Here is a 20,752-nt window from a genome sequence, read left to right as displayed (position 1 = left end):
TAAAATTGGTTCAATAATTAAGTTCATTATAGTCAATAATATTTTTTATAAATTGATTTTGGATGAAATCTTATAATAATGGAAAAAAGTGGGTGTAGTTAGTGCCGGTGTTTACCTGTGAATTTTACTTAGCAAGTGATTTGAATTTAAGGAATACCCTCACCTGTCATTTCTCAGATTGGGAGATTGGACAATTTGGTACTCTATACAGCGAAAATTTATTGCTTTCCTTAGGCAGACACTTCACATTATATACAGGTGGGGCAACTGGTGGCTTTGCTGTTATTAGAAATACGTATACTGGAAGGCCCGTTGGTAGGTTTGACATGTTAGGTTTTAAAAAAAAGGCACCTTTAGTATCAGGCAATATCGGTGAGGCATTAGCAATGCCTGCCCTTACTGCATGTTGTAAAGTGCCTATTTACAACATGCCATTTCAAAGGTTCAGTTCAACAACCAAATGTCCAGATTATAGATTCAAGACAGTTCCTCGTTTACTAAGTTACCTTTGGAATTTACCTAGATCAGTATTTTCAAACTTTCCAGACGATCTACCGATGGAGGTAAAATCTCATTTGGGAGATAAACAAAAGTATCCTATAACTGCATTGCATCAGTTAAAAAGTTATTGGAATGAGTGCGCAGCAGACTACCCAAAAGGAATTGGATATGGAATCATTGCTAGAGTCAATCTAAAGACTAATGTAATAAGGTATTTTTTATTTGTGCCTAAGGGTGGTGTAGCGAACTCCGCCATATTAAAAGCGAGATTCAAGACCTTTTATGAGAAACCGGGGAGGTACTTTGAAATATGAAAGATATGTCAATACCTCTTTTCAACAACAGTTTATTGATGCACTGGGTCGCAGACTATGAGAAAAGCATGAAATTAATCGAAAAGACGGAGATAGTTCCTGAAGAAGTTGGAGAGAATATTAAACTCGTATCCAAAGAGGAAATAAGGCCCATATACGACCTTAAAAAAATTCTCCCGGTCGATAATAAGCAAAAAGTGACTAAGGAGGAAAAGGCAAGAACGAAAGGGCTGTTTTTAGCAAATCAAGCGAGGAAATTATATGAGCTTTCAAAAAGAAAAGCCAAGTTATTAGACAAGAGAAAAAACAACACACAAGAAGAAGATAACCCCATTGTCTTATCTCATTCAGAAAAGTTATCTTGTTTATCGATAAGAACTGATATTCTTAATTATGAGGTTAGAGTGGTAGTTAACGGTAGATTTAAATGGAGAGAAAAATTCTTTGAGAACATTGAATTAGAGGGCTCATATATAAAATTAATCTCTAGCAATTGTCATGAATCAGTATTTCACATAGAAAACCATCTTGTCTCTGGAGTTGTACACTTCTCAAGTTTAGGGTTTGCGGAAGGAAAATTCTATGAACAAGAAGGTGTTAAGGCTCCAGATAGGAGCGAATTGCTAATAATAATAATGAAAAATGTCGCTCAAAGAGTATTTGGTATTTCCAAAATATAGTTCATCCTAAGTCACAAAGGGCCAACATACTATTTTCTTGGGACACGAGTTGTTTGTTCTCATTGGCTTGGGTACTCATTCACATATTTGGAGAGTAACATAAGCTTTAAAGAGGTCTTATGGCTAGAATAATTGATATTTAAAGCAGAAATAGAGTGGTAAAGGGGACGATGACAATAGAAGCAAATTTAAGGAGAGCTATTTGGAAGGCGTATCATAAGAAATGCTTTTATTGCGGCGAGGATGTATCTTGGAGAGAACTTCACATTGATCATTTTATACCGCGCCATTTAGATAGTGATTTAAAAAGAGAAATTCTTTCTGACTTGAAACTTGATGTTGATTTCGAATTTAACAGTCTAAAAAACTTGGTGCCATCTCATTCTTCATGTAACACTGGAAGGAAAGGTAAACTTGTACCCAAATCTATTAATATTGTTGCTGGCACGCTATTAATCACCGAAAATCAGATCCCCAAGATTTTAGAGATTAAAGAAAAGCTGGACTTAGAAGAAAAGTATGATGAAAATATAGCACAAATGGTAGCGCATATTGAGAAGGGGTATGTTACACCAGAAGAGCTTTATGACCATTTAAGTCAAGATGATGAGAGTTTTGTCGAGGCTGAGACAATTGAGGCAAACTCTGCTCGAATCAGCACAAAGAACGTGATGATTTATTGTAATTTACCTGAATTTCCTGAGATTCACGGTTCACTGTTAATTGCCTTTCGAAGTTTGCGTATACGGGACTGTTACATAACATTTTCGCACTTAGAAATGGTAAATAAACTATTTCAAGGAATTGGTTCATGTCCAGAAAGTGGATTTAGGGAATTTATAGTTGCCTATAATGCAACTAAAGAGTGCGTTGTTCAATTAGGTAACAATAGATTTACACTCTCTGTAGATATAGTTAGACAGTTATGTGAACTAATTGATAAGGTAGCTCCAGTATATATTAATGCTGTTAAAGCTATAGAATCGGTATTTAAAACACAGAATTTTTCATATTCCTCAAATGGTAGGTTCAAATTATTAAAGATATCTCGTTCATTATGGAGAAACATTCTTGAATTTGCGAGAGAGCATGATTACGAGAATGGAGATACAGAATGGCATATTTTCGATGGCAGGGCAGCATATTTAAAAATTTGCTGTGAAATACCTCAAGATAAAGTTAGAGATTACCGATTATTTGTTTACCCTGAAGCTGAAGAAAGAGAAATATGGGAGTCGTTTATTTATCCTGATGAAGAGGTTTGGTTATGCTGGGAGCCGTCTTTCTTAATTGATAATAAAGAAGATAGTGTAAAGTTTAAAAACAACATTGTATGGGATGCTGAATATTCATATCAATGGCTTAAAAACAGGTTAATACCTGTGGTACTTGAATATAAAAAATCAAAACAAAAATCATTTTTTCATAATTTATTTAAAAGAAGAAAGTTTTTAATGCCGACGTTTGAAACTTCAGATTTTACTTTATCAGTGATCTCACACAATATTCTGACAGACATTAAAAATATCGAAATTATGAGAAATTGGATAGATGAAGTCCAAATTTTTTTTGCTACTCACTCACGTCATTATTTGAGTGTTGAAAGTATTGATGGTGTTTATAAAGCTATACTGCTTTGTTTAAATTACATTAAATTAAACCAAGGGACGTTAGAATATATAAATATAAAGCTTGATGGAAATGGTTCCTTAGAATCAATAATTAAAAGTGTTGAGCAAAAACTGATGGACATAAGAAATAGAAGTAGTATTAATGGAAGTAACATGGAGTATACATTAAGATCACTATGTGTAATGCTTCGTGAAGGAACTATCGCAAATGAAGAGAAACTAGTGCTAGAACTTGTTTTTTTTCTAAACGTCCTTGGCCAGGAATACGCTTTTTTATGTGATTTAGAAAGAGTTCGAGTTTTGGCGTAATACCGAATTACATAGTTATAACAATTTTATATATGTCCTGGTTTCTCTATAGAAACGCAGGACTCTTTTTTGTAAAGCAATTAGAATCTATGCTCCTTGTTATTACTGATATTAAAAATTAAAGAAAAAATAAATAGAATGAACTAAGGAGTGTTTAATTATGCCATATGAATTAGGTGGAAGAGCTGATAAAAGTGGTAATAGATTTGAAATTAGATGGGTCATATATAAAATCCTTGAAATATTGGATGAGAAACTAGACTATATTATTTTAGAAGCTCTTGGTGATGATGAGCGAGGAGTGGACATCTGGATTGGCAAAGAAAGTAGTAGAGAGGGACAGCAATGTAAAGGGAGAAATTCGAGTAAGGAGTATTGGGATTTTGGTACAGCAAATGCAAGAGGAATCTTTTCGAATTGGAAATTTCATTTAGATAGAGATGAATTGAATACAGTGGCGCTAGTATCTCCTTTATCTTTTACATTATTAGAAGATTTGATTAATAGAGCAAAGACTAGTAGTGACAATCCCGATGATTTTTATCATAATCAAATACTTAATGCTAGCAAAGAATTCATAGATTTCTTCAGAAACTTTTGTAAGTCGATGAATATTAACCCAGAGGTAGATACTGAGTTATCAAAGTGTATTTCCTATTTAAGAAGAATGTTTTATCGCCAATTTCCAGATACCGAACTTAAAGAAATAATATTAGCAAAAATAAGTTACCTATTAGTTGGTAAAGAGGAAGATATTTATGAAACATTGGTTGCTTGGATAGTGGATGGGGATATTTTAGGGAAACCAATTAACCAATCAGTATTGTATAAGTTGCTTAGCGAAAAAGGTATTAAACTAAAGAGTCTTGCTTCCGATAACCGTATACTTCCAAGGTTGGAGGAACTGAATCTAGAATACAGTTCAGTATTTATTCCGTTGAATTATGAGTTGATTAACAGGGAGGAATTTTCTATTTGTAGAAAAACAATAGATACAGGGGGATCTTTAATAATTCATGGAAAAGCTGGAAGGGGAAAGAGCGGTTGTACTGAGGATATTATTAATTATTGCAAAGAAAAAACTATACCATACTTAGCTGTCAAATTAGATAAGCGCATTCCGAGTGGAACTGCTGACAAATGGGGTAGAGATTTAGGACTTCCAGCATCAATAGTTCATTGCATTCATAGTATTTCTAAATTTGAAAAAGCAGTAATTATTTTAGATCAATTAGATGCGTTACGGTGGACCCAAGCACATTCTAGAGACGCATTATTGGTATGCACTCAGATTATTAACCAAGTTGAAAGATTGAATTCTGAAAGAGAGTTTAAGATTTCTGTTGTTTTTGTAAGTAGAACGTATGATTTAGAAAACGATAATAATATTAAATTGTTGTTTAAAAGCGATAACAATAGAAGTGGGATTCAGTGGGAAAAGATTCAAATAAGGGAATTGAATGATGAGACAGTGAGGGTTATTATTGGAACTCGTTATGAACGTTTAACAGGTAAATTGAAGGAAATACTACGAATTCCAAGCAACCTTTATATTTGGAATCAGTTGGAAACTAGTAAAGAATATAATGAATGTTCGACTGCCAACCATTTGGTATCTGAATGGTGGGGGCAATTGGCAAGAAAGTGTTTTGAGTTTGGATTGAATGAGGGAGATATAATTGAAACAAAAGAAAAAATAATTAGTTGTTTTGATGAATTAGGTAGAATATGTGTCCCTTTAAATATATTGAGCGTCAATAGGTCATGCCTTGATTTTTTATCGTCCAATGGTTTTTTAGTAATTCAGGACAATAGGGTGTCTTTTGCTCATCAATCTATATTAGATTGTTTTTTTGCTGAAAAGATGCTAAAAAAATACTTTGAAAGAGGAGCAATAATTGAAGTTATAGGAAATAAAGAACGGCAAACCCCAGGAAAAAGATATCAGGTGCAAATGCTTCTGCAGAATTTAGTTGAATTTGATAGCGAAGATTTTATAAATGCAGGTCAAAAAATACTGGATTCAGACAAAATCAGATATAGTATAAAATTTGTCTTTTTTGAAATATTAAATCAGTTGGAAGTTTTAGACGAGCATATACAGAACTATGTGGTTGGAAATTGTGAGAAGGAACCATATGGAACTCATATCATTAATAATGTTGTGTATTCCAGACCGCAATATATTAGACTTCTCAGAGATTTTGGTGTTTTAGACAAATGGTTTAAGATACCAGATAGGAAAGATATCGTATTTAATCTGATGATAAGCATGGCTCCTAAATTTGATAGTATAGATGTGGCATTTATTGAAAGGTATGCATTTCAGTCACAAGAGGATGATAATAAATTTGCTCGATGCTTTTTACACGATATTAATCAAGATACTGATGCGATGTTCGAATTACGGATGAAATTTTATCATAAATATCCACAGATGGCTGATTCATATCTTGACTTTAGGGCAATGCTTAGAAATTGTGAAATGAGAACCATACGAGTCTTTGCGTTCCTATTGGATAATAAGCTGAAAAGAAATTCTAAAAGTATTTACAGATATGAAGAGGAATTTTTGCAAGAAGATTCAGAAATATTTATAAAGAATGGTATGGAAGTTGTCAATCTATTATTACCATATATTCCAACTAAAAATGATGAGATGTTACCCTTTAGTGAGTGGTCTGGAAGGTACTTTCACAAAAGGGGGCTTGAAAGAACATGCGTCCAAATTATCAAAAAAGCTAATGCAGCATTAATTGCGCGAGATCCCACTATATTTTGGGAACGATATAAGGAGTATATGGGAACTGGAAATGAATTATTTAACGAGATCATTTTAGACTCTATGCATAAATTGCCGACTTTACACAGCGATTTAGTAGTTGAGTATTTATGTACTGACTTTAATGGTAACTTATTTGAAAAAACTAGTGGTAATGGCGATGAATTATTACTTGCCAAACAAGTTTTAGCAAAGCATTCTGAATATTGCAACCAAAATGCATTTAATTTATTAGAGAAAACTGTTATTAATTATGTATCGCCGAAAGCTAAAGATTTATATCGGCAAAGAATTGATATAAACAAAGAAAAAAGGGGTTACACAGTGTACTGGAGTTTTTGGGGGGACCTCCAAAAGGAGATCCTGGAAATACTTCCGTATAATCGATTAAGCGATGAGGCTAAAGAGCTGCTATGTATTTTGAAACGAAAATTTTTTGAAGAACCTACTTTATACAAGTATTCAGATGGACATAGTGGATGGGTAAGTTCCGCCATAGCAGGGAAAAATCTAAGTAATAAAAAATGGATAGATATACTAACAAATAATAAGCTCAGAAACAAAACTCTGTCCCGTTGGAAAGAAATCCCCGGTGGGTTTGTTGAAAGTTCTATTGAAGAATTTTCAAGTAGTTTTAGAGATGCCGCTTCTAAAGAGCCTGCAAGAATGATAAAGTTAGCGCTTTCGCATAATAACATATTGAATGCATACATTGACTCCTTATTTAGTGGAGTGGTATATAGTGAAAATTTGAGTCATGTACCAATGGAATTATTGGAAGCAATGATTTTAAGGTACTTATACGACTATACCTCTCACAGGGCGGGCTACATTTGTAGTCTAATTGAGAAAAGAAAAGAGAAGGAATGGTCCCTAGAGGTATTAGATATAATTAAGGATATTGCGATTAATCATAAAAATCCGGAAATTGGCAAGCCAAATGTAACTAGTAGTGAAGACGAAAATATGCATAGCTATAATTTATTACAAAGTAACGCGATAAATTGTGTAAGAGGAAAAGCTGCACAAGCGATTGGTCACTTACTGTGGAATGGTGACACTTATTTTTTTGAACAGTTTAAAGATACAATTGAAAAACTGGTACTGGATGAAAATCCGGCAGTCAGATTGGCAAGTTTATTTGCATTATGGCCGTCATATAATATTGATAAAGATTGGACATCTGAGAGGATTATTTATCTTTATGAACAAGATTATAGGCTAGCAGGCTTCCATGATTCTAAAAATTTGTTTTTTTTATTGTATCCTCGATATCGTCAACGTATATTAGGAATTATTAAAAAATGCTATGAGTCCGAAGATGAGGATTTAATAAAAATGGGGGCTTACTGTTTATCAGAAATGTTTATTCTTAAAAGTGAATTCATTGAAGAAATGAATAATGTGAATTCTATGAGTCAAAGGCAAGCAGAAGCAGTTCTCAAAATGGCTATATTATATTTTAATAAACCGCAATATAACGAGTTAGTAAAAAATATTATACGACAATTTAAAACTAGTACATTAGATTTAGAAATTCCAATTTCAAGATTATTTTATGATAATCATATTGACATAGAGAGGGATAAAGATTTTTTAATTGAAATTATGAGCTCAGACTTAAGTCGTAGAACGTTGCACGCATTTGTACATTACCTCGAAGAGGAATCAAAGTCAGTAATTGATTACAAAGATATTATACTGTCAATAGGTTATCATTTAACCAAAACTGAAATTGGGAAGTATGAAGGTGCCTGGGGAATACAAGATGAAATATCTAAATTAGTAATTGGACTATATGATGAGGTTTCTGGGTCTACGAAACATGAATTAAGAAAAATAGCAAATGAATGTCTTGATATCTGGGATTTAATGTTTGAAAAGCAAATTGGACCAGTTAGACGATTAAGTCAGGAGATGATGGAAAGATAATAGGAATTGCATTAGATTTTACATTTCCTTAAAATAACCTAAGAGTTACCAAACGATTTAACCGATATTAGCTCTATCGTAAATGTAAATAATATTATTTTATTTAACTGCTTAAAAGCAATCCCCCATATATAAAGTAATAACTGAGCAAATTTATCGGAGGTCCCAATGCTACCAGAACAACTCTCATCCATATTTCGCACCAAACAAAAATCATACAAAATGGTCTTAATCCTTTGTCTCATTGATCAATACGAACAAACCAACTCTTTCTCTTTCCCGCTCAGCGCAATAGCTGAGCGGTTTTTGGCATACTTTCAGGAGAATAGCAGACAGGGCATTAAAGTAGACTCCCCGCCGCCAGGGATAGCAACATACTGGAGTGAGTTTAACTTATCCAAAACGCTAACCTTACTTAAAACACCCTTTGATGCTCTATCGTCCATACTTGAAGTTGACTATGACCAAAAGATCGTATCTTTTCGCGCCGATATAGCTAATAAATTGGATAAGGACGTCATCCTAGAATTAAAGGAGTATGCCTTGAACGAATTGCAGAACTATAACGAAAAATTAGGGGAACCCAAGGTTTCCCTCCATAGCGCTCTGTCCGAAATCATGAACAGTTACATAACAGCAAGAAGCCAAACTTTTGCAGGCCACCAATTGGGCACATTATTCAGACAGACGATCCCCGAGCAGTTACGATCCCTTTCTTATATGGATCCCAGCTATAAAATCCAAGGTTCTGTTGGTATGGGCAACTGGGCGACCATTCCTTGGATTGCGGTGATGGACAAGCGGATTACGGATACGACGCAACATGGTGAATATATTGTGTATTTGTTTTCCGAAGATATGGAGTCCGTCTACTTAACATTGGCCCAAGGAGTCACTGTACCCAAAGATGAGCTCGGAAAGAAAGAAGGGTATCAATACCTTGAGCAGAAGGCCAATGAACTCCGTAAACTCCTTCCACTGGAAGGGATGCAGAAGGATGATGGCATTAATCTCACTTCGAGAAGCGGACTCGGTCGCGACTACCAAGTCTCTACCGTGGCGTATATCCGCTATGATCGAGATGCTCTTCCGGACGACGATCAATTACTGGCCGATCTAGAAAATGTGGTTACTAACTATAAAATGTATGTGGACCACGTTTTGAAGAATAAAGGCAATGACGAAGAGATGCCGCCGAAAGAAGAGAAGGGGAGTACGTCCTTGAGTTCATTAAATGTGCCAGAACAAATTGAACAAATCCAATCCTACATCTCTCGCCGTGGGTTCCACTACCCAAACGGCCTTATCGAGAACCTATACCTCTCTCTGAAATCCAAGCCATTCGTCATCTTAGCAGGCGTGTCCGGTACCGGGAAAACCAAGCTCGTTAAGCTATTTGCCGAAGCGTTAGGTGCTACGGGGGATAACCATCAGTTTACCCTGATCCCAGTACGGCCGGACTGGAGCGATCCTTCAGATTTATTAGGATACAAAGACTTATCGGGCGCATTTCGGCCCGGTCGTTTAGCTGAGGTACTCGTTGAAGCTTCTCAGCCGGCGAATCAGCATAAACCATATTTTATCTGTCTGGACGAGATGAATTTGGCTCGGGTGGAGTACTACTTCAGTGATGTGCTCAGCGTGATTGAGACGCAGGAGTGGAAGCAAGATCGGATTGTCACGTCCAAGCTTATCAACCGTGAGTCCTTGCTGCCGGAGGACCAATCGGTTTATGGGGACTTGTCCATACCGGATAACGTGTATTTGATTGGCACGGTGAATATGGACGAGACGACGCATCCTTTTAGCAAAAAGGTACTGGATCGCGCGAACACGATTGAGTTCAACTATATTGATCTTCAGCAATATCCGAGTCTTGCGCTGCAAGAAGAGGAGACGCTGCTTCCCGTGCATAACTCGTTTTTGAGAAGCGAGTATTTACAACTGGTTGATGTGTACGCCGACTATACGGACTTAGTCCACACTACGACAGAGAAGTTAGTCAAGATCAATCATATTTTAGAAGAGATTCATTCCCATGTGGGATTCCGGATTCGGGATTCGATCTGTTTTTATATGGTTTACAATCAACGCTATGAATTGCTTACTCCAGACGAAGCTTTTGATCTGCAACTGCTGCAGAAAATCCTACCGCGCGTTCAGGGGAGCAATTTATCCGTGAAACGGGTCCTTTTAAAGCTTCTAGAGGGGACACTAGGAAGAAAGCTCTCTTCGTTCTCCGACCTTATGGAAGATGCGTCTAACATCGACCAAGAATGGAATGACGATCAAGAAGAAAAGAAGGCTAAGCATCCCCTTAGCGCCCGGAAAATCGCCTTTATGCTACGGAGGTTAGAAGAAGATGGATTCACCTCTTACTGGCTCTCTTAATCAGAGCGCTGAATTGCTGCGCATCGAAACCAACCTCTTCAATTTATATATTCAAGGCAAACCCTATCATCCCACGGTGGAGTCGTTGCAGTTGCATCGTCGCCAGGATGGAGAGTGGATGGATACCAGTCTTTTGGTTCGCTCTCTTTCGAGTAAACTTCAGATCGAACAAATTTCGATATTCTCACCGGAACAAGGGGAGCTTATCCCATGGCAGGTGGGAGAGCGAAGTTGGCCGCTATTTTTCGAAACGCAGTCGTATGAATTGGTAGTGGAGAAGAAGCTGACGCTGGCGATGACCTTTCATCACGATAATGCTAGCGTAAGACAGGCGATTAAGCCGCTGGGTCAGACGATCCTGTCGGGGATCCTGAATTTTCAGAATGAGGTAGGGCTAACCGATCTGGAGCTTCGGCTGAGTGGGGAGGCGATTTTTCAACTGCAAATTGAGATCTTTCCCTCCAAAATGGATTACAAACAAGATTACCAAATGATTCTAAAAGATGTGAATCGGCAGATCTATAACTTGTCCTTTGATTTTCTGCGGAAGACGTACCATTTAACCGGGTTAAAAGAAACGAAGCATCAGAGTTTGACGGAGTTTTTTACGATTTTACAGCATGTGTTTGACCAACTTGTACAGGCCGTCTCGCGAATTGAGACTTCGCCTAACTATCGGTTAGAGAAAGAGATGAGAAGGGTCGAGGCAGCTAGAGTAAAGAAGACCGGGAAGGAGAACATTGCTTATCTGACGAAGCATCCTCAGTTCCTTAGAGCCGATAACAAGATCGGATTTATTCCCATCAACGGGCAAACGTTATATCCCAGCCATGCGCTAGAGATGAAACGGCGGATTCAATATGACACGTTGGAGAATCGTTTTGTAAGGTGGGTTCTCGAACGCATATCAAGTAAATTGAAGGAGCTGAAATCTAGACTTTCGGGAAAAGCGCGGATGCAGGATCCTCTTCTGATGAAGAGAATCGACTCGATGCAGAATCAACTGCTGCGGCTTCTGAAGCTCGATTTTCTCAACGTTGGCGGAATGAAGCAACTCTCAATTTCCTTAGTGCTGCAGATGGCGCCAGGGTATCGTGATGTGTATCGCAATTATTTGATGCTGATGAAGGGCCTATCGATCCAAAGCGACCTGTTTCGGCTCTCGATGAAAGACTTGGCGCAGCTGTATGAGTATTGGTGCTTCCTGAAAATTCACGATCTCCTCAGCCGGAAGTACGAGCTTCTTAAGCAAGATATTATTAAGGTCCAGCGGAACGGGATTTTTGTGACTTTGGACAAATCTGCGAAAGCCAAAATGGTGTACCGCAATCCGAAGAACGGAGAGCTATTCACCCTATATTACAATGCTCTTCCGAAAGGTGATAAAAGTGAGACGCTCGGCCAGAGGCCGGATAATGTGCTGACGCTAAAGAAAAATGAGGCTGCGGTAGAGTACAAGTATATTTTTGACGCGAAATATCGTTTGAACCCGGCATACGAGGGGACTCCCTATTATGATAAATACAGTCAGCCCGGTCCGGAGGAAGACGATATCAACACCATGCATCGATACCGGGACGCGATTGTGTACGCGGATGGGGAAGGGCAGCGGCGAGAGTATGAACGGAGTATGTTTGGAGCGTATGTGTTATTTCCTTACCATGATGAGAAGCAATTTCGGGAGCACCGTTTTTATAAAAGCATCGAGCTCGTAAACGTAGGGGCCTTTCCGTTTCTACCTAACTCGACCCGTCTGATGGAAGCCTTCCTGGATGAGATCATTATGGACAGTCCGGAAAAAGCTTACGAACGCTCCACAAGACCACGAGGCACAAAGAGTTATTACCAGAATAAAATAGCCGGCAAAAACGTGCTAGTAGGCTCGTTGCGAGAGCCTTCGCAGTTGGAACAGGCGTTGGAGCTTAGGTTTTACCATATGCCGCTTGAAAATATCTCGGATCACAAGATCCTAACGCAGATCGAATATATTGCGCTCTATCAATCGCAAGGGAAGTTTGCTTCTACTGGGGAGACCGGTATCCATTGGTATGGGCGCATTGTGGATTGGAAGGTTCTACGACGCAAAGAAATCACTGAGCGTCCTGCGGGGAAAGGGTCGGAGGAGAAGTTGTATGTCAAATTTACGATCGACCAATGGATTAAGCGGGATCAACCGATCGTTTCTGGTGGGCGAGGGATCTATACGGCGTTGTATACTTCGAAGTATATCTTTGACCGAGCTGCGGAAATTGCGGAGCTGAAACTCGAGACGGAAGAGGATATCATCCTCTGGCGTGAGCAAAGACGTACGGGTTCGGTGAAGGTGGAGCTGGATCATGAGCAGGTGGATTTGGCGAAGCGGGTGTTGGGGATTCGGGGGATGAAATAAGATTTATTTTAGAAATGCATGCATTTTTTGCGTGCTCAAAAATCAATTTATCTCTAATATCTTATCTTTATTTCAAAAAATTAAATATAAATCGGAAAGATTGATAGGAGTTATAGCATGAAAATTTGGGGTATTGATTTGTCGGTCATTATTGTTGCACTTGTAACTGCATATATCGGATATCAATTTAATCACCGAGCAAAAAAACGAGAAGCATTTATCAAGGAGTTGACTACGAGCTACAACGAGATTTACTCTCCGATGTTTGAACAATTGTCAATCATAATAAATGCTGAGGAGAAAAACGAGAAATTAATGATGATTGATACTTTTATACAGGAGTATTCGGGTAAGGACACAAAAATTCGGTTAATAGCATCATCATTTATTTTGGACTACTTTCACGACCTTAGGAAAGTTTACATAAAGTATCAAAATGAAAAGAATAGAGTGAATGAACTTGAACTCTTAGAGAAAATAAATGGACTTTATCCTATGATGGAAGATGAATATTGGAATGCTCACGATACTATATATGAGGATCATAAGCAATTTATTAGTGATACATTTAACAATCCATTCTTAGTTATGATATCCAGTATATTTAGAATTGTATATCACTTCTCGGTATTTGTTGTTTGGATTAGTTGTGTTATTCTTTATTTTACAATTGCACATCTAATTGTTCCTCTTGATTTGGTGCCTAAATGGTGGAATATAACGTATGCCATACTATTGGTCATTTCAGCAATCCTCATTTTGTCAATTATGATGATGTTTAAGGAAATACTGATAAAAAAGAATAGAAGGAAGAGCAAAATTTCAAAGAATATAAATGAGAAATTAAAAAAGCTTTTCTCGATTTATTAAACGGTTATTTCAACAAAAAAAGGGATTTAGGTCCATTTATGTGAAATTTTCACCCACCTTCTATCGTGATTCTGTACATACTGGTTGGATTAGTCTTTATTTGTTACTCTTGTATTGGTGGTTCCAACACCCTTCACATACCCTCAACCTAAAACTAAGTTTTGACCTGAAGCGCCCTTGCTAATTCATTAATTGTCAGCAAAGAGGGCGCTTTTTCTCCGTTCTCTAGTTCACTAATATGTGACCTGTGGACGGGCAGTAGACGCTCAACTAATCTTGAGTGAGCTTTTTCTCTTTGCGGATTTTAAGCACATCTCTGCCGAGGGCAAGTAATCTATGGATTTCTAACTATAACTGGCGACGTTAAAAGTTAAAAGAGTAGGCTATTGCCTGCAAATATTAGCAGCATATATTCTTAAATCAAAAGGGAATGTTTCTTTAAGAAAGTTAGTTTTAATAAAGTATTGTCAATTTTTATGCCATTTGTACCAATTTCTGGGATTGAATAATTTGGAATTATGGCATAACATGGGTGGTAAGGCGTAGTGCTAATGTCTTGTTTTTTGATGGGGATTAGGCTAAGTATATTTTTGCCTTCGAACATTAATATTGAAGAACTAGAAGTTAACTTTTTTATACTTGCAATCGTATGGACTAGTTATTCATTTTGATTTGGCGATGGACTCAACAATGTTATGTCTCGTGAAAATTCTAGAACGCTATCCAAAATTCACAGAGGAGAAAGATGATGGAAAGTTTTGTGGTGTTAATAGGATCAGTAGCCCGAAAGGATTACTCAGTTGGAAGTGATATTGATATTTGCAGAATTAACAGTGATGTTACCATTAATAGACAAACTGATTGGCCAGATGGTCCAATTAATTATATAGATTATGACACTGAGACTTTTCAGCATTTATATAATATTGGAAGTTTATTTATATATCACATTCTAACAGAGGGTATTCTTATTGAAGGAAACATAGATTCGTGGGAAAAGCTTATATTGAATTTTAGTTTAACTGGTAATTTTAGTAATGAGATTGTCAAAATATTAGATTTAAATGAAATTTTCAAGAAAACCGAAATATTTGGTAATCATTATTTATCATTGTTTTCGAACTTGTTTACAAACGTTAAAAATTTCTCCATTTTCTATTTAGCTAGAAATGGAATTTATTTGTTTAATAAAGAAAAGGCAATTAAATATACATTCGGAGAATATTACTATGATCTGATATTTGATGCATATAATTATTTTGAACGTGGTGTCATTAATAAGAAATGGAATTATTCCTGTAAAAAAATCGCAATTGAAGTAACGAATTATTATTTATCAAAGATGGAGGCACTATATAAATGTTAGACACAGCAATGATTTGGAGATTATATGAAAAATATTATACACTAAAATATACAAAAAAAAGAATAAGTAGAAAAGAAATGAAAGTAATTATTGATTCAATTAATGAACAGTTATGTAATTATTATTTTCAAGAGAGCCCCAGTGGTCAAAGAACTAGAGCATTGATTAATAAAAATATTCAAAACTTTTCCAATCAAGAAGACAAGGAGATATTAATTGCGCTTGATGCAGTGCTTAGGGAATATCCAATTGTCTTTTCTAAAACATACTCTGATCATAATTCTGATCTTGATAGTTTTATGAACAAAGAATTGAAAAAATTATCTAACACGCTTATAAATCATTCATTATTCAAGAACGACGATAATGCAAAAAGATTGAGAGGTTTGTTAGTGTGAATGACAATATAATTCAAGTACTTGTGAAGGCATGGGAATCTTTTCAAAATTTATCTAAAGGATTTGGGGAAAACGCATGGAAAGTTCGAACCATGGGCATAGGTTTTTGGGCAGCAATTATAGCCTACGGTTATAAAAATAAAAATGGATCTATGTATTTGATTGCACTAATGATAATCTTGATTTTTTTGTTACTGGAAGCTGGAATGCGTATTTTACAGAATAAGTATATTGAAAAGTCGATTGAAATGGAGAGATCAATTAATGATTATCTTGTTGGTGCAGAAATACAAATTCCAAAGGACGGAATATCGACAAATGTTTTGACCCCAACAGTAGTGGATCTCTTGAAGCTATTTCAACCAAAGAGATGGATGTTTTGGCTTCCTTATTTACTATTAGTATTAGCTTCGATATTCATGGACAAAATTCTTTGAATGTAACTTGTTGAGAAACCAGATTACGAATGAACGTCTCACGGAACATTTTCAACTCGAAGAAGAATGATAGATTTGAAAATATAGAGGGAAGTGTGAATGATGACCATCCACAGCCAACTCGATGAACTGGTCAAACAGTGGAAGATGCACGAAGCATGTGCAGAGGGGATTTTTATCCAAGGCGGTCATGTGGACGAGGAAGTGTTGTCCGGTTCTCGGCTCAAACTTATGGTATTACTGAAAGAAGTAAACTCTTCTGATGCTGGATGGAATCTGCAGAGGTTTGTTAGAGAGAAGGGATATCTCAAGAAAAGCAGCACCAGGCCGACGCTCATTCGGTGGACGTATGGGATTCTGCATGGATATCCTGAATTCCTCGAAGTTGAAAATCGTTATGCAAATATAAAGGAAGAGGCAGATCAGTTTTTATGACAGGTTTATTTTTCCAACGTGAAGAAGATTGCTGGTGGTTCGCAGGCGGTACTTACGGATATTGAACATCAAATCCAGTCGACCGGGCCGCTCCTCCTTCAACAAATCCGAGTCCTGAATCCGCATATGGTCTTATGCTGTGGAGATGTGATTTTCATGGCGTCCAAAAGGTTTGATCCGAAGCGGGCAGCTGGAGGACCGGTGGAAACGAGAAAAACCGGATTTGACATGAGTGTAATACGCGCGTGAGCCGGAACATGACTTTCCGCTCGGCCGGCTTGGTAACACGGACGGGGCGGCGAAAGTCATCGCATTCCTCGCATCCGAAGCGGCGTCCTTAATATCGACGGCGGCTCGAGCCCTTCTTTGTAAAAGAGATATACATACGTATAATATGATCTTGAGACGGATAAGAGGGGGATTTGCAGTTATGCCTTACAATGGAATAGGAGCCACTAACGAGCATGCAAGATTGATCATGGAGAGCTATCAAAGATTGACCGGACAATCGCTTCTGGGTGAGCCAGCCTCAGACAGCCACCCGTTCGAACAATTATTTAGCGCACCCTGTGTGGTGCTTTCCCACGGAACGGAGACCGACCCGGTCCTGAACTTCGGCAATCGGGCGGCGCTGGAGCTATGGGCAATGGATTGGGACAAGTTCACAAGCACGCCGTCAAGACTCACCGCGGAACCGATGGAACGGGAGGCGCGGTCGGTTTTTCTAAGAACGGTAGGCGAACAAGGCTATATCGATAACTACACGGGAATCCGCATATCCAGTACAGGCCGGAGGTTTCACATCTTGGAGGCAACCGTATGGAATTTGACGGATGAAACCGGGAAGCTTCACGGGCAGGCCGCTGCATTCCGAGAGTATCGTTACGTTTGAGGATGCGGTTTGATCCAAGGATACGAAACAGACATGGTTTTAAACTAGCGCCCCTCTCGAAATCATGGTTGGGAAAAACGGGTAATTATACGTAAACACTTCGCGTGATTTTCGGCGAAGCCAAGCAAAAAGCTGCTGATCTTGAGGCTAAGCTGCAGAAGTAACTTGAGGTATATTTCTCCATATGCTAAGATAACAATAAATAAGGAGCAGCGGCCAACTCCTCCCCAATACAGCATTTGTGGTGGGATTACCTCCTCAGGTGTAACTGAACAAGAAGTAACCCGTCAGGCCGTCAACCTGTGGCGGGTTACTTCTTTTTTCTGTCGATATACGTCAACAAAGCAACGATAAACGCTGCAAACACGATAATATCGGAAAAAGAGAAGTTCATACACATCACCTCCCTCTGGAGGCTTATGTATACCCACCACAAATTGTGCTGCACAAACCAGATTATACGAAAAAGGACTCATTGCGAGAGTCCTTTTTCTATTCTATTAGTTACGGTAATCTTATCCCTTGATGGGCTGATATTCACACCAAATTTACGTTTTGGTTTACTTTCTGTTAAGAAGGAAGGTACCATCCATGGAAAATTTAGTTGAACGGGTTCTTCATCGCTTCAAAAGTCGACTCGATGATTCAAATAAAATACTCATTCAAAGAAGTTTGGGATATTCCGCATGGTGTCACTGTGAATTTTACCAACCAGCAACAATGAATGAAGTTAATGAATTTCAAGAGAATACAGGATTTTATATACCGGGTGACCATAAAGATTTTTTTAAGATTCACAATGGGGCTAGATTATTTGTGAATTCTGAGGTTTTTGATGATCCATCATGGAACATCTTCTCCTTAGAGGAGATTGCCAGCGGCATAGAGGATTATTCTATACCTAGTCATCAGTATCCTATGGCTAAGTATGATGATGTATTAATTTGCATCGACAGCTACAGCTTCAAGGAACAAAAAAGGGAGTATCTCTGTGTTCGTTCAATCTACACTCCTCCCGATCATGATGGAGAAATGCTTAATTTGAGTTTCGAACTATTCTTGGATCGATTAATTGTCTCCCAAGGAGATCACTTTTGGGACTGGCCCAAAATTACATCTAAGATTTTCTACCGTAATAATAAGTAACGATGGCAATCAACCGAGATTCAGAAGATTCTTGGACTGAATATACGAAACCACCCACTATTCCTCCAATTCTCTCTCATACCCCTCAACCAAAACCGAAGCTTTAACCTGAAGCGCCCTTGCTAATGCTGTAATTGTGAGCAGAGAGGGCGCTTTTTCTCCGTTCTCCAGCTCACTAATATAAGACCGGTCGACGCGGGAATAGACGCTCAACTCATCTTGAGTGAGCTTTTTTTCTTTGCGGATTTTGCGCAGAGCTCTGCCGAAGGCAAGCAATTCTATGGATTTCTCAGTATGATTGGCCACGTTATAACCCCTTATTGGATAGTTAAAATAATCTTATGCGGTTCTATAAGGGAATTTCCGTAGGCTATTGCCTACAAAATGATGTGAATGATATAATACAGATACTGGAAAATATGATTTGGGAGAACCAGCATGTATTCTTAGATCAAACGGGAGCTGAAGCTAATCATGAAATCGATCGCGAAAAGTGATATCGAAGTTACCAGGCAAATGTCACACAAGCAGGAGAAGCCGGGCTTCATTTACCAGGAAACGATCCATCGTCTGAACAACAGCGCTCAAGAATACATGCGATTATCCGTGCATTTTTTGGAGGAAAGCTTACTTCATGTCAGCTTATTACTTTGCAACAGGGCACTGGAGTGCATGTTACACGCAATTCATATCAAGCAGCAGAACCAGCTGCACACTACAACTATGCTGCTGGACGATATCCTTCAGGACCTTTCTGATGAGATGGGTATGGAAGCCATTACTTTTATCCAATCCTTATCCTATTTATCTCAGGAGAGGCTGTTGATCAGCAAAATGCAGCCAACCCATCTCATGAACCTAATCAAGCGAGCGGATGACCTGCTTCTTCGACTATCGGATCGACTTCACCTACCCTCTGAAACATACCATTCTGTTTTTTTTGTAGAAATGGATTATAGCAATGGGGATTAATTTAACATAGGGTCACTTTCTGTAACCATTAGAGGTCATAGGTAATAGCGCACAGTAAAAAATCAATCGCTTGAAAGCATGAAAGCAAGTGGTTGTGGTGGTAATTATAATACTTTAATTGTAACTACGAGTAATTTTAACTTTTATGTTAGAACAATTAAGAGAAAAGAGGCTTTCCGCTGAAAACTCCTGAAAATTACCAATAAATAATTATTCCTATTTTAGATCTTACACATTCCCTCAATTTTTTATCAAAATAGGTTATAAATATATATTTTCCGAATAAAATGGTAAAATGTAACTTATACAACCAAACTTTTGAAGGGAGTAGATTATGAAAAGATCAACTATTTGGTTTGTAGTCTCTTTTGTTTTTTTAATTTTTAGTGCACCATTGGGAAATTTCTTATTTAATATTTTTTTCTATAATACGGACTTAACGGGAATCTACCATACGATGCTAAATTGTACATTATTCTCATGTTTTCTGATTGGCATCTTGATGTTTATTATAGGGATAACCAAAATGATAAAACATGGCGATGAATAAGTTAATAGCATCAGGATAGGGAAGCAACTGCTATATCTGTTGATAGTTATCTAAACAGATATAGCAGTTGCTTTTTTTTTATTCAAAGTTTAAGAGCATTTTAATAAACCATTATTACTCTAAATTATAACTATGTAATTATTTAGTAATGCAATAATAATAATAAATATAATTAGTAGTTTTTTCATTTTATGGGTTATATTCAAAATAAATTTATGATAAAATACTCCTTGTTACCATTATTACTATATTTTAGGAGAAAGGTGGTGTAAAAGTGAAAATTGGTAATAAAGTAACTATTATAATGTTATGTGGGATTATTGGGTGTTCGCTCTATTTGGATGCGCCTACCTTTGCTGAGACTGTAAGTGCTGATTCAAACGCCATAATATCTCCTCAAGCAGTTGTTGGGTATTGGGGGGACACTGTATTTAGAGAAGATCGATCATCAACAACAGTTAGTTCATTTAGTATAAGCACTACCTCTACAGTTTCAATTACAGGTAGTCAAAAGGCAAGTAATGAAAAATATTCATTTGACTATGCGCTTGTTAATTCAAAAGGTGTAGAGGTTGGCGAGAAGGCACATTTTACAGGAACTGGTGATATCCAAAAAAGCTGGACTAATGTACCACCGGGTACATATAAAATAGTCGTTACTGCTTATCTTTATGATGATTGGGATTTCCGTTATATCCAAACAAGAGGGAATGCCTACGCCACACCCTCTAACTAAATCTATAAAGGGACAGTGATA

17 protein-coding genes are annotated in these 20,752 nt (G+C 37.5%); 15 read left to right on the top strand and 2 right to left on the bottom strand.

Annotated elements, in window-relative coordinates; all coding sequences use genetic code 11:
• The first annotated feature begins 101 nt into the window (after window positions 1-101).
• The 7 genes from KI379_RS26070 (at window position 102) to KI379_RS26040 (ending at window position 13,799) form a co-directional block, all read left to right on the top strand.
• Window positions 102-815 carry a hypothetical protein gene (locus KI379_RS26070; protein ID WP_212985410.1) on the top strand — a complete coding sequence of 238 codons (714 nt, stop codon included), beginning with the start codon at window positions 102-104 and terminating at the stop codon, window positions 813-815.
• A complete protein-coding gene (locus KI379_RS26065) occupies window positions 812-1,495 on the top strand; it encodes a hypothetical protein (RefSeq protein ID WP_212985409.1) in 684 nt (227 codons plus the stop codon). Before KI379_RS26070 ends, KI379_RS26065 begins: the two co-directional genes overlap by 4 nt.
• Before the next feature lie 170 nt (window positions 1,496-1,665).
• Window positions 1,666-3,435, top strand: a complete 1,770-nt coding sequence (locus tag KI379_RS26060) for an HNH endonuclease (protein ID WP_212985408.1) — start codon at window positions 1,666-1,668, stop codon at window positions 3,433-3,435.
• A gap of 160 nt (window positions 3,436-3,595) precedes the next feature.
• Window positions 3,596-8,149, top strand: coding sequence for a hypothetical protein (locus KI379_RS26055; protein WP_212985407.1), 4,554 nt, complete (start codon window positions 3,596-3,598; stop codon window positions 8,147-8,149).
• 168 nt (window positions 8,150-8,317) lie between these two features.
• Complete coding sequence (locus KI379_RS26050) at window positions 8,318-10,540, top strand: MrcB family domain-containing protein (protein WP_212985406.1); 2,223 nt, start codon at window positions 8,318-8,320, stop codon at window positions 10,538-10,540.
• A 118-nt stretch (window positions 10,541-10,658) separates the two neighbouring features.
• Window positions 10,659-12,929, top strand: coding sequence for a restriction endonuclease-like protein (locus tag KI379_RS26045; protein ID WP_306433705.1), 2,271 nt, complete (start codon window positions 10,659-10,661; stop codon window positions 12,927-12,929).
• Window positions 12,930-13,046: 117 nt separating this feature from the next.
• The gene (locus KI379_RS26040; RefSeq protein WP_212985404.1) at window positions 13,047-13,799 is read left to right on the top strand and encodes a hypothetical protein; all 753 of its coding nucleotides are present in this window, start codon (window positions 13,047-13,049) and stop codon (window positions 13,797-13,799) included.
• Window positions 13,800-13,953: 154 nt separating this feature from the next.
• Here KI379_RS26040 and KI379_RS34165 read toward each other — a convergent pair whose 3' ends face one another.
• Window positions 13,954-14,037: a helix-turn-helix domain-containing protein gene (locus KI379_RS34165; protein ID WP_244879457.1), complete on the bottom strand. Its 84-nt coding sequence runs from the start codon at window positions 14,035-14,037 to the stop codon at window positions 13,954-13,956.
• Between the two features lie 507 nt (window positions 14,038-14,544).
• Here KI379_RS34165 and KI379_RS26030 point away from each other — a divergent pair.
• From KI379_RS26030 to KI379_RS26005, 6 genes are all read left to right on the top strand, one after another.
• Complete coding sequence (locus tag KI379_RS26030) at window positions 14,545-15,165, top strand: hypothetical protein (RefSeq protein ID WP_212985403.1); 621 nt, start codon at window positions 14,545-14,547, stop codon at window positions 15,163-15,165.
• Window positions 15,159-15,563 (top strand): hypothetical protein, encoded by a 405-nt coding sequence (locus tag KI379_RS26025; protein ID WP_212985402.1) that lies wholly within the window; start codon window positions 15,159-15,161, stop codon window positions 15,561-15,563. Before KI379_RS26030 ends, KI379_RS26025 begins: the two co-directional genes overlap by 7 nt.
• On the top strand, window positions 15,560-16,000 hold the full coding sequence (locus KI379_RS26020; RefSeq protein ID WP_212985401.1) for a hypothetical protein: 441 nt from the start codon (window positions 15,560-15,562) through the stop codon (window positions 15,998-16,000). The genes KI379_RS26025 and KI379_RS26020 overlap by 4 nt, the downstream gene beginning before the upstream one ends.
• A gap of 99 nt (window positions 16,001-16,099) precedes the next feature.
• Window positions 16,100-16,435 carry a hypothetical protein gene (locus KI379_RS26015; protein WP_212985400.1) on the top strand — a complete coding sequence of 112 codons (336 nt, stop codon included), beginning with the start codon at window positions 16,100-16,102 and terminating at the stop codon, window positions 16,433-16,435.
• A gap of 430 nt (window positions 16,436-16,865) precedes the next feature.
• Window positions 16,866-17,327 carry an MEKHLA domain-containing protein gene (locus tag KI379_RS26010; protein ID WP_212985399.1) on the top strand — a complete coding sequence of 154 codons (462 nt, stop codon included), beginning with the start codon at window positions 16,866-16,868 and terminating at the stop codon, window positions 17,325-17,327.
• Between the two features lie 591 nt (window positions 17,328-17,918).
• Window positions 17,919-18,473 carry an SMI1/KNR4 family protein gene (locus tag KI379_RS26005; protein WP_212985398.1) on the top strand — a complete coding sequence of 185 codons (555 nt, stop codon included), beginning with the start codon at window positions 17,919-17,921 and terminating at the stop codon, window positions 18,471-18,473.
• A gap of 57 nt (window positions 18,474-18,530) precedes the next feature.
• On the opposite strand, the gene KI379_RS26000 is transcribed toward KI379_RS26005, so the two are convergent.
• The gene (locus tag KI379_RS26000) at window positions 18,531-18,779 is read right to left on the bottom strand and encodes a helix-turn-helix domain-containing protein (protein WP_212985397.1); all 249 of its coding nucleotides are present in this window, start codon (window positions 18,777-18,779) and stop codon (window positions 18,531-18,533) included.
• Between the two features lie 168 nt (window positions 18,780-18,947).
• Between KI379_RS26000 and KI379_RS25995 the strand changes: the two genes are divergently transcribed.
• Together KI379_RS25995 and KI379_RS25985 are read left to right on the top strand one after the other, a co-directional pair.
• Window positions 18,948-19,445, top strand: coding sequence for a hypothetical protein (locus tag KI379_RS25995; RefSeq protein WP_212985396.1), 498 nt, complete (start codon window positions 18,948-18,950; stop codon window positions 19,443-19,445).
• Between the two features lie 824 nt (window positions 19,446-20,269).
• Complete coding sequence (locus tag KI379_RS25985; protein ID WP_212985395.1) at window positions 20,270-20,731, top strand: hypothetical protein; 462 nt, start codon at window positions 20,270-20,272, stop codon at window positions 20,729-20,731.
• Window positions 20,732-20,752: the final 21 nt, after the last annotated feature.

The organism is Paenibacillus cineris, from assembly GCF_018333335.1.
GTDB classification, from domain to species: Bacteria; Bacillota; Bacilli; order Paenibacillales; family Paenibacillaceae; genus Paenibacillus_AQ; species Paenibacillus_AQ favisporus.
Note: the sequence above shows the minus strand (reverse complement) of the source record. Positions and strands in the feature narration are given on the sequence as shown.

Coding starts and splice junctions, on each gene's coding strand:
- KI379_RS26065 (WP_212985409.1), top strand. CDS start 812: ATGAAAGATATGTCAATACCTCTTTTCAACAACAGTTTATTGATGCAC.
- KI379_RS26060 (WP_212985408.1), top strand. CDS start 1,666: ATGACAATAGAAGCAAATTTAAGGAGAGCTATTTGGAAGGCGTATCAT.
- KI379_RS26055 (WP_212985407.1), top strand. CDS start 3,596: ATGCCATATGAATTAGGTGGAAGAGCTGATAAAAGTGGTAATAGATTT.
- KI379_RS26050 (WP_212985406.1), top strand. CDS start 8,318: ATGCTACCAGAACAACTCTCATCCATATTTCGCACCAAACAAAAATCA.
- KI379_RS26045 (WP_306433705.1), top strand. CDS start 10,659: ATGGATACCAGTCTTTTGGTTCGCTCTCTTTCGAGTAAACTTCAGATC.
- KI379_RS26040 (WP_212985404.1), top strand. CDS start 13,047: ATGAAAATTTGGGGTATTGATTTGTCGGTCATTATTGTTGCACTTGTA.
- KI379_RS26030 (WP_212985403.1), top strand. CDS start 14,545: ATGATGGAAAGTTTTGTGGTGTTAATAGGATCAGTAGCCCGAAAGGAT.
- KI379_RS26025 (WP_212985402.1), top strand. CDS start 15,159: ATGTTAGACACAGCAATGATTTGGAGATTATATGAAAAATATTATACA.
- KI379_RS26015 (WP_212985400.1), top strand. CDS start 16,100: ATGATGACCATCCACAGCCAACTCGATGAACTGGTCAAACAGTGGAAG.
- KI379_RS26010 (WP_212985399.1), top strand. CDS start 16,866: ATGCCTTACAATGGAATAGGAGCCACTAACGAGCATGCAAGATTGATC.
- KI379_RS26005 (WP_212985398.1), top strand. CDS start 17,919: ATGGAAAATTTAGTTGAACGGGTTCTTCATCGCTTCAAAAGTCGACTC.
- KI379_RS25995 (WP_212985396.1), top strand. CDS start 18,948: ATGAAATCGATCGCGAAAAGTGATATCGAAGTTACCAGGCAAATGTCA.